11 protein-coding genes are annotated in these 13,321 nt (G+C 73.6%); 3 read left to right on the forward strand and 8 right to left on the reverse strand.

The window, feature by feature from the left end; all coding sequences use genetic code 11:
• Positions 1 to 53: 53 nt before the first annotated feature.
• Positions 54 to 1,268: an MFS transporter gene (locus OV079_RS43865; RefSeq protein WP_267775761.1), complete on the forward strand. Its 1,215-nt coding sequence runs from the start codon at positions 54 to 56 to the stop codon at positions 1,266 to 1,268.
• A 96-nt stretch (positions 1,269 to 1,364) separates the two neighbouring features.
• On the opposite strand, the gene OV079_RS43870 is transcribed toward OV079_RS43865, so the two are convergent.
• Together OV079_RS43870 and OV079_RS43875 are read right to left on the reverse strand one after the other, a co-directional pair.
• The gene (locus OV079_RS43870) at positions 1,365 to 2,186 is read right to left on the reverse strand and encodes a fasciclin domain-containing protein (RefSeq protein ID WP_267775763.1); all 822 of its coding nucleotides are present in this window, start codon (positions 2,184 to 2,186) and stop codon (positions 1,365 to 1,367) included.
• A 441-nt stretch (positions 2,187 to 2,627) separates the two neighbouring features.
• The gene (locus OV079_RS43875) at positions 2,628 to 3,542 is read right to left on the reverse strand and encodes a MerR family transcriptional regulator (protein ID WP_267775765.1); all 915 of its coding nucleotides are present in this window, start codon (positions 3,540 to 3,542) and stop codon (positions 2,628 to 2,630) included.
• A gap of 132 nt (positions 3,543 to 3,674) precedes the next feature.
• Here OV079_RS43875 and OV079_RS43880 point away from each other — a divergent pair, with 132 nt between their 5' ends.
• Positions 3,675 to 4,115: a DUF2141 domain-containing protein gene (locus OV079_RS43880; protein WP_267775767.1), complete on the forward strand. Its 441-nt coding sequence runs from the start codon at positions 3,675 to 3,677 to the stop codon at positions 4,113 to 4,115.
• 26 nt (positions 4,116 to 4,141) lie between these two features.
• Here OV079_RS43880 and OV079_RS43885 read toward each other — a convergent pair whose 3' ends face one another.
• Positions 4,142 to 5,101, reverse strand: coding sequence for a hypothetical protein (locus OV079_RS43885; RefSeq protein WP_267775768.1), 960 nt, complete (start codon positions 5,099 to 5,101; stop codon positions 4,142 to 4,144).
• 347 nt (positions 5,102 to 5,448) lie between these two features.
• Positions 5,449 to 6,357 (reverse strand): serine/threonine-protein kinase, encoded by a 909-nt coding sequence (locus OV079_RS43890; RefSeq protein WP_267775769.1) that lies wholly within the window; start codon positions 6,355 to 6,357, stop codon positions 5,449 to 5,451.
• A 280-nt stretch (positions 6,358 to 6,637) separates the two neighbouring features.
• On the opposite strand from OV079_RS43890, the gene OV079_RS43895 reads away from it, so the two are divergent.
• Positions 6,638 to 7,024, forward strand: coding sequence for a globin domain-containing protein (locus tag OV079_RS43895; RefSeq protein ID WP_267775770.1), 387 nt, complete (start codon positions 6,638 to 6,640; stop codon positions 7,022 to 7,024).
• Positions 7,025 to 7,151: 127 nt separating this feature from the next.
• Here OV079_RS43895 and OV079_RS43900 read toward each other — a convergent pair whose 3' ends face one another.
• The 4 genes from OV079_RS43900 to cphA form a co-directional block, all read right to left on the reverse strand.
• The gene (locus tag OV079_RS43900) at positions 7,152 to 7,700 is read right to left on the reverse strand and encodes a cupin domain-containing protein (RefSeq protein ID WP_267775771.1); all 549 of its coding nucleotides are present in this window, start codon (positions 7,698 to 7,700) and stop codon (positions 7,152 to 7,154) included.
• Positions 7,701 to 7,777: 77 nt separating this feature from the next.
• Complete coding sequence (locus OV079_RS43905) at positions 7,778 to 8,380, reverse strand: sigma-70 family RNA polymerase sigma factor (protein WP_267775772.1); 603 nt, start codon at positions 8,378 to 8,380, stop codon at positions 7,778 to 7,780.
• 71 nt (positions 8,381 to 8,451) lie between these two features.
• A complete protein-coding gene (locus tag OV079_RS43910; RefSeq protein ID WP_267775773.1) occupies positions 8,452 to 10,434 on the reverse strand; it encodes a Mur ligase family protein in 1,983 nt (660 codons plus the stop codon).
• 21 nt (positions 10,435 to 10,455) lie between these two features.
• Positions 10,456 to 13,317: a cyanophycin synthetase gene (gene cphA / locus OV079_RS43915; RefSeq protein WP_267775775.1), complete on the reverse strand. Its 2,862-nt coding sequence runs from the start codon at positions 13,315 to 13,317 to the stop codon at positions 10,456 to 10,458.
• Between the last annotated feature and the right edge of the window lie 4 nt (positions 13,318 to 13,321).

The raw sequence follows: 13,321 nt of genomic DNA on the forward strand, positions 1-13,321 counted from the left end.
GCGAGCGAGGCGCGTGCGGCGGCGGCCCCGGTGCGCTATCGTCCGCGGGCCCAATGACCTCCGCCGGCAAGCTCGCGCTGCTCGCATCGCTCTACCTGGCGCAGGGGATGCCGTACGGGTTCTTCTCGCAGTTCTTGCCCGCGATGCTGCGCGAGCAGGGGGTGTCGCTCGAGGGCGTGGGCCTGGCGTCGTTGCTGGCGCTGCCGTGGGCGCTGAAGTTCGCGTGGGCGCCGCTGGTCGACCGCCACGGGCTCGACCGCTTCGGCCGGCGGCGCAGCTGGATCGTGCCGCTGCAGATCCTCACGGTCGTCACGCTGCTGGCGCTGTCGCAGGTCGAGCCGACGGTCGACCTGCAGGCGCTGGTGATCGGGGTGCTGGCGCTCAACTTCCTGGCGTCGACGCAGGACATCGCCACCGACGGGCTGGCGGTGACGATCCTCGCGCCGGCGGAGCGCGGGCTCGGCAACGGGGTGCAGGTCGCGGCCTATCGCCTGGGGATGATCCTGTGCGGCGGGGTGCTGCTGATCCTCTATCCGTGGCTCGGCTGGGCCCGCGTGTGCCAGTGCATGGCCGGGGCGATCGCGCTCACGACGCTGCCGATCGCGGCGTTCCGCGGCGAGCCGCGGCCGGGGCAGGGCGAGCGCCCGGGGCTTTTGGCGTTCACCGAGTTCTTCCGCCGCCCGGGGGTCGGCTCGTGGCTGGCGGCGATCGCTGCGTTCAAGCTCGGCGAGGCGTTCGGGGTCGGGATGCTGCGCCCGTTCTTCATCGACCTGGGCCTCGGCCTGGCCGACATCGGCTGGCTGACCGGCACCGCCGGGTTCTTCGCCAGCCTGATCGGGGCGATGGTCGGCGGGGCGTTCGTCGCCAGCTACGGCCGCTACCGCTGCCTGTTCGTGTTCGCGGCGGTGCAGGCGCTGGCGGTCGCGTCGTACGCGATCCCGGCCGCGGGGTGGCGCGACGGCTGGGTGCTGTACGCGCTGTGCACGTTCGAACATTTTTCGAGCGGGATGGCCACGGCCGCGCTGTTCACGATGATGATGGACGCGGCCCGCCCGCAGACCGCCGGCACGGACTACACGATCCAGGCCAGCGTGGTGGTCCTGGCCACCGGCCTCGGCTCGGCGCTGTCGGGCTTCTCGGCGGCTGAATTCGGCTACGCGACGCACTTCCTGCTCGCGGCGGTGCTGTGCGTGATCGGGGTGTTGCCGGCGGTGCAGCACTACGGGCTGGTCCGCCGCGGCGAGACCGAGCTGGCGAACGTGGCTTGAGCTCGAGCGAGGTCGGCCGCGGTGCGGGCGCGGGACAGTATTTTCGGACATGCCCTGGGGGGCATGTCCGAAGGAGCATGTCGCTCGGAGCAGGCGTCAGGGGCTCGGGGGCTCGGGGGCCTTGGCGGGGGCGGAGCCGGCCGGCTTGCTCGCGGGCTTGGTCGCGGGGTCGGCGGGCCTGGTCGCGGCGGGCTTGGTCACGGGCTCGGCGGGCTTGTTCGTGGCAGGCGCGGGGTCGGCGGGCTTGGTCGCGGGTTCGGCCGGCTTGGTCGCAGTCGCGGGCTTGACGGGCTTGGCCTTGCCGGGGGCGGGCAGGACGGCGTCGATCACGTGGAGGACGCCGTTGGTGGCCTGAATGTCGGCGCGGACCAGCGCGGGCAGGGGCGGCAGGGGGGCGCCGGCGAGGGTGGTGAGGACGGGAGGCGGGGTGTCGGGAGCGGGCTGCTCGGGGGCGGCCGGCTCGGTTGCGGGCGCGACCGCCGAGGGGTAGGCCTTGGCGGGCAGCGGCGGGCCGGCGACGACGTGGTGCTGCAGCAGGGCCGCGAGCTTCTTCTTGTTCTTGAGCAGGCGGTCGAGCTCGCCCTTGGGGAGGGCCGCGAAGGCCTTGTCGCTGGGGGCGAAGATCGTGAAAGGACCGGGGCCCTGCAGGGTCTCGCGCAGGCCGGCGACGTCGACGGCCGAGAGGAAGGTGGTGACGCCGCCGGCCTCGCTGGCAGCGGCGAGCAGGTCGAGCGTGGGCGCGGGCGGTGCCTCGGGCTCGGGCGGGGCCTCGGGCTCGGGCTCGGGGGCGATCTCGGCGGCCACCGCGGGCGGCTCGGGCGGCGGGGTGTCGACCGGCGGCGGGGCACTCTCGCCGCTGCGAGTGCAGGCCAGCGCGAGGGCGACGAACAGGGCGGGGGCGAAGCGGCGAGGCGACATCGTCGAGCGGTTTTGACGCGCGGCGCCGGCGTTGTCAAAGGGAGAAGCGAGCGCGACGCGAGGCCCGCGCGGGTCGGACGCGAGGGCGAGCCGCTGCGGGGCGATGCGAGCCTCGGCGGGCCAGCGCCGGCGTGTCGGGGACGCCGATCCTCGGGTCGGCGAGCGGCCCGACGCGAGCGGAGTTCGGGTCGAACGACGGGATGCGAGGGCGCAGAGAAGCGACCGCCGGGCTCGGCGACATGGCGAGTCGCAGCGAAGGGCGAGGGCCGGCGGTCGACGCGAGGCGAGCTTCGGCGGGCACCGCCGGCCGAAGAATCGGCGTCCCCGACACGCAGGGGCCGAGTGCGATCGCATGTCCTCGAGGGCATGTCCTCGAGGACGTGTCCTCGAGTACGTGTTCTTCAAGACATGTCTTGTTGGACATGTCTTGAAGCTCGCGCGTCAATCGCCGGTGGCGGACTCCAGCGGGCAGAGGCTCTGGATGAGCTCGTGCAGCTGCTCTTTGGTGGTCGGGGCGATGTGGCCGCCGCGGGCGAGGAGGGGCTCGCGCATGGCCTCGGCCGCGAGGCCGCCGACGATCCAGGGGGTGTCGCCGCAGGCCTCGGCGTAGCCGTCGAGCAGGGCTCGCAGGCGGTCGGGGGCGGGGACGACGGTCGCGGACAGGCCGACGATGTCGGGGCGCAACTGGTCGATCATGTGGCGCATGGCCTCGGGCGGGGTGCGGGCGCCGAGGACGATCGACTTGATGCTCCACGTGGCCAGGCGCAGGCCCACGCCGTAGAGCGGGCCGGTGTGCTCCTCGTCGGCGAAGCAGGCCAGGACGACCTGCCGGCGCGCGTGCTCGGGCTGCACGAGGCGCAGCAGGAAGCGCATGGTGCTGCCGAGGATCTCGGCGGCCAGGTGCTCCTGCGCGACGCTGAGGTTGCCCTGGGCCCAGCGGTCGCCGATCTGCACGAGCGCCGGGCTGAACACCCGCTCGAACACGGTGACCGCGGGGCCGAGGAACAGCGAGCTCTTGACCGCGGCCTCGATGCGGTCGGGGTCGAAATGGTCGACGGCCTCGAGGATCCGCTGCACGGCGAGCTCGTCGTTGTCGGCCTCGACGCGCGCGGCCGCGGCGGTCTCGTCGTCGGTCGCCAGCACGGTGCGCGCGGCCTCGGACGGCGCCATGCCCGCCTCGCACAGCTCACGGACGCGGCGGATCCGCTCGACGTCGCGGTCGCTGTAGAGGCGGTAGGCTGACGACGAACGGCGAGGGGCAGGGAGGCCGTAGCGGCGCTCCCACGCGCGAAGTGTGGCCGCCGACACACCGGTCATCTCGGCCACCGACTGGATGCGATATCGTCCGGTACTCACGGCGTCCAAGACGGAGAAGGTTCAGGCCTTGCGGAAGGTTGCTCGCAACTCTTCGCAAAGTTTGTATACTGCGATCCAGGGCGCCCTGCAACCGCTTGCGGCGCCATCTCCTGCCTGCGATCGTGGTCCCTCATGCTGGCACAAAGCCTGAACACGTTCATCCTCGCGCTCACCGCCGCGCTCGCCGCGGCGCCGGCCGAGACCGACGCCGAGCTGTCGATCCGCATGAGCGGCTTTCGCAACGACGACGGACAGGTGCTGATAGCGGTGTTCCGCGGCGAGGCCGGCTTCCCGGGCGACCCGAGCAAGGCGTGGAAAACGGCGGTAACCCGGGTGGCGCGAGGACAGGCGCGCGTCGACCTGGCGGTGCCGGCCGGCGAGTACGCGTTCGCCATCGTCCACGACGAGAACGGCAACAACAAGATGGACACGACCTGGGTCGGGATCCCCAAGGAGGGATACGCCGCCTCGAACAACGCCAAGGGCCGGTTCGGACCGCCGAAGTACCGCGACGCGAAGTTCACCGTCGGCGCCGACGGGGCGATCCAGCGGATCGTGATCCAATACTTTTAGCCGGATCGAAACAGCGCGCGGCGGGATCAGCGGCGCGCGTAGGCGTGGAGGGCCGGGGCGGCGCCCTCGCTGACGGTGTAGTAGCCGCGGTCGTCGGCGGCGAAGGCGAGGGCTTCGCCCTGGCGCTCGAGGACGAGCGGTAGGTCGCAGTCGGGGCCGCGGAAGGCCTCGGCGAGCGGGCGGGACGGGTCGCGGCGCCACACGCGGGCGGCGAGGTAGGTGCGCAGGGCGACCAGGGTGCCGTCGCGGCTGACCGCGCCGCCGGTGACGAGGCCGAGGACGCCGAGCTCGCCGGCGGCGGTCAGCTCGCCGGAGGTCAGCGGGGCGGCGGCGCAGAACACGGCCGAGCCGCCGCGGCTCTTGGTGACGATGCACATGTCCCCGCGGACAGGGTCGACGAGCAAGGTCTCGGCGTTGTGGGCCTGGCCGCCCGGGTAGGTGAAGACCAGCCGCTCGACGCCGGCCAGGCGGTGCTCGGCGGGCGCGGCGGCGAGGTCGACGGCCGGCTCGGCGACGCGGTAGACGACGACCTCGCGGCGCTTCCGCTGGTTGTCGCCGATGTCGCCGACGTAGAGGGCGTCGCCGCCGTCCTTGCCTGGCCCGAGGGCCATGTCCTCCCAGTCATGGACCTCGGCGCCGCCCAGCCGCCAGCGGCCGAGGTGGCGCGCGCCGTCGACCGCGAAGGCGTAGACCAGCGGACCGCCGGCGTCGGAGTCGTTGTGGGTCCACAGCACGCCCGGGTTGCGCCGGCTGGCCGCCAGGCCCGAGGCCTCGACGATCTCCGGCGGCGTGAGGGCGCCGGGGCTGGGAACGGCGGCGAACTCCGGGCACTCGGCGGCGCCGTCCGTGACCGGCGCGGGGGCGGGGGCAGGGGCGCCGGGGCTGTCGGAAGGGACAGGGCTCGAAGTACATGACCCGAGGGACAGGATCGCGGCGAGGAGCGAGCGGATGGCCCGAGGCCGCGAGGGCCCGAGGCCGCGGCGCATCGGAATGGCTGGGAAAACATGTCCATGGGGACATGCTCTCGCGGCGGCGGCCGCGGTAGGGAGGAGCGGGCGGCGAGTCGGAGAACCGAGCCCGAGCGGGAGGCCCTTCGGGGGCTCGACGCCGGCAGGCCGCGAGTGTCTGTCTGATAAGACATGTCCCGGCGGACATGCTCTCTCGGGGGCACCCGCGGCGGGGACGGCCCGAGCGCCCGAGCGCGGGGAGAGTGCGCGCGCGGGCGCGGCGGAGGTCAGATGGATGTCCACGCGGACATGTCCAATGGGACATGCTTTAAGAACAATGTGCTTCGGGGCAGGGGGAGCGGGGCGGCCGGGGGCGGCCGGCGGGCTCATGTCTGCGGTCCCGAGGTGCGGTTCAAGGTGCGGAGGATCTCCTCGATGCGGACCACGAACTCGTTGGCGCTCTGGGGGCGCATGGCCGGGTCCGTGGCGAGGCAGTCGTCGACCAGCTCCGACAGGCGGCGCGGCATGCCGGGCAGCTTGCTGGCGAGCGTGGGCGCGGGGCGGGCCACCTTGGCCTTCATCAGCGTCTGCGGGTTGCCGGAGAAGGGGGTCTCGCCGACGAGGGCCTCGAACAGCATCACGCCCATGGCGTAGATGTCGAACAGCGGGCTCGCGGGCTTGCCCAGGACCTGCTCGGGGGCCATGTACTCGGGCGTGGCGACGAAGGCGCCGGGGTTCTGTTTGCGCGCCTCGGCCTCGGCCCAGGCGGCGATGCCGAAGTCGAGCACCTGCACGGCCTCGCCGTCGCCGTCGGGCAGCGGCACGAGCATGACGTTCTCGGCCTTGAGGTCGCGGTGGACCTGGCCGGCGTTGTGGGCGGCGCGCACGGCCCGGGCGACGTCGCGGAGGATCCGCGCGGCCCGCAGGACCGGCAGGTAGCGCCGCTCGGCGATGGCCTCGAACAGGCTGCTGCCGACCAGCAGCTCGGTGACGAGGAACAGCCGGCCGTCGGCCAGGCGGCCGCCGTCGAACACCTGCGCGATATTGGGGTGCGAGGTGTCGCTGGCGGCGCGGGCCATGCGGCGGAAGCGGTCGACGTCCTCGTCGCCGCGCACGAGGCTCTTCCACTGCGGGCTGAGCACGCGCACGGCGCAGCGGCTGCCCATCTGGATGTGCTCGCCGCGGTACAGCTCGCCGAAGTTGGCGGGGCCGATGAACTCGAGCACGCGGAAGTAGGTCGCGACGAGGGTGCCCGCTTCGAGGGTGTCCTCTTCGTCCTGCGCCAGGCTCTGCACCGGGCTCCAGGCTACCACGGGGCCCGACGCGGGCGGGAAAACTCCGCGCAGGAGGGGGCGGGGCGGGCGCCGCGGACGGGTAACCCCTACCTTGGGACAGGTCGAGCCCGTCGGGCCGGGGACACCGCGAAGCGGCGAACTTCCGGGCCCTCGCGGCCCGGCGTTTGTTCACGCTCGCGGTCGCCGCGATCACGGCGATCGGCCCACCGCGCGGCGGCAGGGCGCCTGTCTCACGCGCGCGACGGAGGATGCGGGCTGCGCTCGTGGCACACTGACGGCGATGCACGAGCCGGCCCCGGAGGACGAGATCTATGCCCGAATCGGCGAGGAGGGCTTTGCGCGGCTGGTAGCGGCCTTTTACCGCCGTGTGTCCGATGACGACATCCTGGGGCCGATGTACCCGCGCCACGACATGGTCGGCGCCGAGGCCCGCCTGCGCGACTTCCTGGTCGGCCGATTCGGCGGTCCGCAGCGCTACATCGCGCAACGGGGGCATCCGCGGCTGCGGGCCAGGCACATGCCGTTCAAGCTCGACCTGCGCGCCCGCGATCGCTGGGTCGCGCTGATGGAGGCCGCCCTCGTCGAGGCCCAGCTCGAGCCGGGGGCTGCGGCGACGCTGCGGGGGTTCTTCGCCGACACCGCGACCTTCCTGATGAACAGCGGGTAGCCGCGGGTGCGTCCGCGTGGGCGGGCAGCGCCGCGGGTCGGCGACGCTTCGGACATGGCTTTGCGGACATGGCCGCGGGGGCATGTCGCTCGGGACATGCCCCCAAAGACAAGCAGTCCCAGCAGCCTCAGGCCCGCGGGGGCAGGCCGGGGAACTCGACGCCGAACACGACGACGGCGTAGAGGAGGTCCTGGTCGGGCAGGGCGGTGAGGCTGTGGGCGCTGCCGGCGGCGCGGAAGCTGCCGGCGCCGGCGCGGACGACGGTGCCGTCGTCCTCGACGAAGCCGCCCTGCAGCACCAGCACGTGCTCGTCGCCGAGGTGGTTGTGGTGTGGGAACCGGGCGCCGGCGGCGACGCGGACGAAGCCGACGTCGGCGCCGGCGGTGGCCGGGCCGCCCTCGAGGTGGAACAGCTCGACGTTCGGCAGCACGTGCTCCCACACGTCCGCGCGCGCGAGGCTGACGAGCAGCTCGCCGACCCGCTCGTGGGCGAGGTCGAGGAGGTGGGACAGGCGGGCGACGAACGGGCTGAAGCGACGCTCGGGCGCGGCGGCGGCGGCGAGCAGGCGAGCGCGGCTGGCGGCGGACGCGGGGGCGGGCCGCAGGGCCAGCGAGAGGGCGGTGAAGGCCTCGGCCACGGCGGCCTCGGCCATGTCCTCGCCTGCCCAAAGGGGCATGTCCTTCAGGACATCCTCCTGCAGGGCCGCTGGATGGCCCGGGCGCCGGTCCGGCGGGTCTTCGCGGTCGCGGCCGGTCATCGGTCCCCCCTGTCTTCAGCATGAAGGGCGGCGCGCAGCTTGGCGAGCCCGGCGGCGGTCCGCGACTTGACGGTGCCGACCGGAACGGCGAGCCGCTCGGCGATCTCGGTGGCCGACAGGCCCTCGAAGTAGGCCAGCTCGAGCACCTGGCGCTGCGCCGCCGGCAGCTCGAGCAGTGCGCGGCGCACGCGGTCGTGGTCGAGGCTCTGGCCCGGTTCGTCGCCGCCGGCCTGACCGAGGTCGTCGAGGTCGCGGTCCTCGAGGGTCTCGACGCGGAAGCGACCGGCCCGGCGGCAGCGGTCGAGGGCCCGGCTGCGCAGCCGGACGAGCAGCCACGTGCGCACGCTGCCGCGCTCGGGGTCGTAGTCGGCGCACTTCTGCCAGACCTCCATGAGCACGTCGTGCACGAGGTCCTCGGCCTCGCGGCGGTTGCCGAGGATCCGGATCGCCGTGGCCAGGAGCAGGCCGACGTAGCGGTCGTGCAGGTCGCCGAGCGAGTCGGTGTCGCCGCACGCCATGGCGGCGAGGAGCTCGATGTCGCTGCGCTCGCTTCGCGGGCCCGGAGGGCCGGAGGGCGAGCTTGGGCCCAGCCGTGACACGGGTGCTGGACTATATGCTCGGGCGTATGCGTGCGCGTCAAGCATGGCGAGCGTGCGAGGTCGTCACGCTCTTACGCCGCTCCGGGGCGCCCGGATCGGTCCTCGCCCGCCTCGGGTGCGACGCCGCGGGCGCGCAGCTCGGCCCAGACCTCGTCGCGGTCGACGTGCACGAGGATCGCGATCACGTCGCCCGGCCGCGCCCACTCCAGGCCGCGGCGGATCGCCGCGACCTCGCTCTCCACCCGCTCGCACGCGATCCCGAGCCCGACAAAGCTCTGCTCGAGCAGCGCGGGGACCTCGCCCGGCTGGCGGCCGCGCAGGTAGTGCTCGAGGTCGCGGGTCAGCACGAGGTCGGGCCCGAGCGAGGCGACGGCGCGGGCGATGTCGCGGATGTCGTCGTCGCGGCGGTCGCCAGCGACGCCGAGGCTGACGAGCAGGCGCGCGCCGGCGCGGATCTGCGCCAGCAGCGGGGCGAGCCCGGCGATGCCGGCGGGGTTGTGGGCGAAGTCGAGGAACAGCTTGGCGTGGTCCAGCGCGACCAGCTGCGCTCGCCCGGGGTTGTCGACGAAGCTGCGCAGGCCGGCGGCGATGGCGGCGTCGGGCAGACCCACGGCGGCGGCCAGCGCGGCGGCGGCGAGCGCGTTGGCGACGTTGTGCGTGGCCGCCCCGCCGAAGCAGAACGGCAGCTCATCGATCGCCACCACCGCGACGTCGGGCTCGCCGCCGCGGCCGCGCGTGAGCTGGCCCGCGGCCGAGACGAACCACACCTCGCCGCCGGCCGCCCGGTGGCGCTGGAGCTGCGGGTGCTGCGGGTCGCGCGAGAACCACGCGACCGGCGCCGGGAATCCGTCCGCGGGCAGGTCGAGCAGCGGGTTCGGCTGCGGGGTGGCCGAGGCGCGCGGGGACGGCGGGCCATCGGCGGGTGTCCGGACAGACATGTCCGAAGGTTCAGGCGGGCCGCCGGCGGACACGGGCGCGCCCACGGGTTGCCCGAGGGCCGGCTCCGACGGTCCGGTGCCGGCGGGCGGAGACCCGGCCGCTGCAGGTGACCGATCGGGCATGTTCGAAGAGACATGCTCGGAGGGCAAGGTCCCAGGGGACATGCCCGAAGGGCCAGGCACCGCGATCGGGGCGTCGGCGCCGAGGACGATGCGGCCGTGGGGGGCGACCACGCGGGTGACGACGGCCTTGACCCGGGCCATGGCGGCGAGGTCGTCGATGCCGTGCTCGCCGAGGTGGTCGGCGGAGACGTTGGTGATGCAGGCGGCGTCGCAGCGGTCGACGGCGAGGCCGCGGCGGAGGATCCCGCCGCGCGCGACCTCGAGCACGGCGAAGGTGACCCGCGGGTCGCGGAGGACGATCCGCGCCGCGCCGGGGCCGGTCCAGTCGCCGGTCTCGACCACCTGCTCGGCGACCGCGAGGCCGTCGGTGGAGGTGTTGCCGGGGACATGGCCGGCGGTGCGGGCGATGCGGGCCAGCAGCCGCGCGGTGGTGGTCTTGCCGTTGGTGCCGGTGACGAGGGCGACGGGGATCGGCGCGAGGCTGTCCCACGGGACATCCGCGGGCGCGGGCGCGAGGGTCCGCGGCCACACGCGCGAGCGGGCGCCCTCGCCGAGTGAGAGGTGGTCGTCGTCGAGCAAGAGCGGGACGCCGTGGGCCTCGGCGGCGGCCTGCAGGGCCGGGAGGACGGCGAGGCGCTCGCGCTCGCGGGCGGCGAGGAGGGTCGGGGCGAGCTCGTCGAGCTCGCGCGGGGATTCGCCGCTCAGCGCTCGCTGGGCGCACTCGACGGCCCACTCGGTGACGTCGACGGCGACGTACAGCGCGTCGGCCGGGGCCGGGAACACCAGCGCGGCCCCGCGATCGCCGAGCCACCGCCGCACCACCGGCGGCGCGTCCCAGCCGAGCAGGCGGGCCGCGCGGGCGACCGCGTCTCGCCACGCGGCGACGGCCCGCGCGACGTCGTCGCCGGCCTCGAACTCGACCTCGGCGATCGCGCCCGGGCCGTCCAGGTCGAGGTTGACCCCGGTCAGCCGGCGGGCGTCGAGGAGGCGCATGCTGCTGTCCCTCGGGTCAGGTCAGTCCTCGATCCCGGCGTCGCGGGCGATGCGGACGCCGCGGGCGTCCTCGACCACGCCGGCCGGGGCCGGGTGGGCGTCGAGCGGGCGGTCGTCGTTGACCGGGCCGGTCAGGCCGGCGGGCTGGCCGGCGAGGTGACCGGTGGGGTTGCTCGGCAGGCCGACGGCGAGCTGGCCGACGCTCGAGGTCGCGGCGGCGCGGTTCGCCGGGGCGAACCGGTCCTCGCGGAAGCGGACGATCTGCTTCCAGCAGCGCGAGATGTTGTCGCCGAAGATCAGCAGCAGGTCGCCCTGATCGCAGGCCGCGAGGGCGGCGTCGATCGAGCGCTGCTCGTCGAGGATGATCTGGATCTTGTCCTCGGCGACGCCGGCCTGCACGAGGCCGGTGCGCAGCAGGTCGGCGACCTCGCCGGAGGCGCGGCCGCGCAGGCCGTCGTCCTGGCGGATGATGAACTGGTCGAACGCCGGCGCGGCGTGGCGGGCGATCTCGGCGATGTCGGCGTCGCGCCGGTCGCCGGGGGCCGCGAGCACGCAGACCCGCTTGCCCTTGACGTCGAGCCGCGACACCAGGCTGGCCATGGCGCGCACCGCCGCGGGGTTGTGGCCGTAGTCGAGGATGACCTTGAACGGCAGCTCCTCGAACACGTTGAGCCGGCCGGGCGCCTGGAAGTAGGTGCTGTCGAAGGTGCGCAGGCCCTGGCGGATGTTCTCGAGCTTGACGCCCATGGCGTAGGCGACGCAGGTGGCGAACATCGCGTTCTGCACGTTGTGCAGCGCCTTGCCCTCGAGGGTGGCGGGGATGAGGTGCGTCCACAGCAGCGGGATGTGCGAGCCGCGGTCGTAGACGGTGATCATGTCGCCGTTGATGCCCTCCTCGAGCACGACCGCGAGGCCGCCGGCGCGGATGTGCCGGCGCACGAGGTCGTGCTTGGGGCTCGTCGTGACGTAGCCGATCCGCGTGGCCTGGGTGTAGTCGGCCATGCGCAGGCAGTGCTCGTCGTCGGCGTTGAGGACGGCGCAGTCGCGCGCGACCTCGACGACGATCCGCTTGAGCTCGGCGAGCTGGTCGAGGTTGTCGATGCCGCCGAGGCCCAGGTGATCGGAGGTGACGTTGAGGACGGCGCCGACGTTGCAGGCGCGGTAGCCCATGCCGGCGCGCAGGAGGCCGCCGCGCGCGGTCTCGAGGACGGCGAGGTCGACCAGCGGGTCGCGCAGGACCATCTGCGCGGCGACCGGGCCGGTCATGTCACCGACGACGGTGCGCTCGCCGTCGATGTAGACGCCGTCGGTGGTGCACAGGCCGACGGTGGCGCCGGACATCTTGTGGATGTGGGCGATCATGCGGCAGACGGTGGTCTTGCCGTTGGTGCCGGTGACCGCGGCGATCGGGATCCGGCTCGGCGTGCCGGGCGGGAACAGCATCTCCATGACCGGGCCGGCGACGTCGCGCGGGGTGCCCTCGGTCGGGGCGACGTGCATGCGGAAGCCCGGCGCGGCGTTGACCTCGCAGATGCCGCCGCCGACCTCGCGGTGGCTGCGGGTGATGTCGGGGGTGATGAAGTCGATGCCGCAGATGTCGAGGCCGATCGCCTTGGCCGCCCGCACCGCCATCTCGCGGTTGTCGTGGTGGCACACGTCGGTGAGGTCGATCGCGGTGCCGCCGGTGCTGAGGTTGCCGGTGCTGCGCAGGTAGACCTCCTCGCCGGCCGCGGGCACGGTGTCGGCGCCGTAGCCCTTGAGCTCGAGCAGGCGCCGGGCCTGGTAGTCGAGCTCGATGCGGGTCAGCACCTTCTCGTGGCCGATGCCGCGCCGCGGGTCGCTGTTCACCTGCTCGATGAGCTGGGCGATGGTGCGCTCGCCGTCGCCGACGACGTGGCCCGGGACGCGCTTGGCGACGGCGATCAGCTCGCCGGCGACGACCAGCATGCGGTGGTCGAAGCCGGGGATGTAGGTCTCGACGATGACGCTGTTGGAGTGCTCCTGCGCCTTGTCGAAGGCGGCCCGCACGGCGGCCTCGCTCTGCAGGTCGATCGAGACGCCGCGGCCGTGGTTGGCGTCGAGCGGCTTGACGACGACGGGGAAGCCGAGGCGATTGGCGGCCGCGACGGCGCGGTCGGCGGTGCGCACGAGGTGCTGGCGCGGGACCGGCAGGCCGAGGTCGCCGAGGATCTTGTTGGTCTCCTCCTTGTCGCTGGCGATCTCGACGGCGATGTGCCGCGTCTCGGAGGTGACCGTGGCGCGGATGCGCTTCTGGTAGCGGCCGTGGCCGAACTGGACCAGCGATTGGTCGTTGAGGCGGATCCACGGGATGTCGCGCCGCTCGGCCGCCCGCACCAGCGAGGCGGTCGAGGGGCCGAACTGGCGCTTCTGGGCGAAGGCGATCAGGTCCTCGAGCCGCGACTGGAAGTCGAAGCCGTCAGGCACGCTCTTGCGGCCCTCGAAGCCGTCGGGCAGGAGCGAGTGCAGGAGGTCGAGCGCGAGGTCGCTGGCGGCCTCGCCGACGCGCTCTTCCTCGTACTCGTAGACGACGTAGTACTGGCCGGTGGCGCCGGTGCTGCGCGTCTTGCCGAAGCTGACCTTGGCCCCCGTGAGCACCTGGATCTCGATCGCCACGTGCTCGAGCACGTGCCCGAGCCAGGTGCCGCTGTCCTCGCGCAGGCGGCGGACGAACCCGCCCGCGTCGCCGTACGAGCAGGTGTGCTGCTGCAGGCTCGGCAGCGCCCCCAGCAGCCCGTCGACGAAGCCCGGGATCGTCGCGCTCGGCCACTGCTCGAGCTCGCCGAGGTCGAGGTTCATCCGGATGACCGGGAAGTGGGCGTAGAGGTTGGGACCGCGGTAGACGCGACGCTCGAGGATCTGCATGATG

The sequence above is a fragment of the Nannocystis pusilla genome, from assembly GCF_026626665.1.
In the GTDB taxonomy this organism is placed as follows: domain Bacteria; phylum Myxococcota_A; class Polyangia; order Nannocystales; family Nannocystaceae; genus Nannocystis; species Nannocystis pusilla.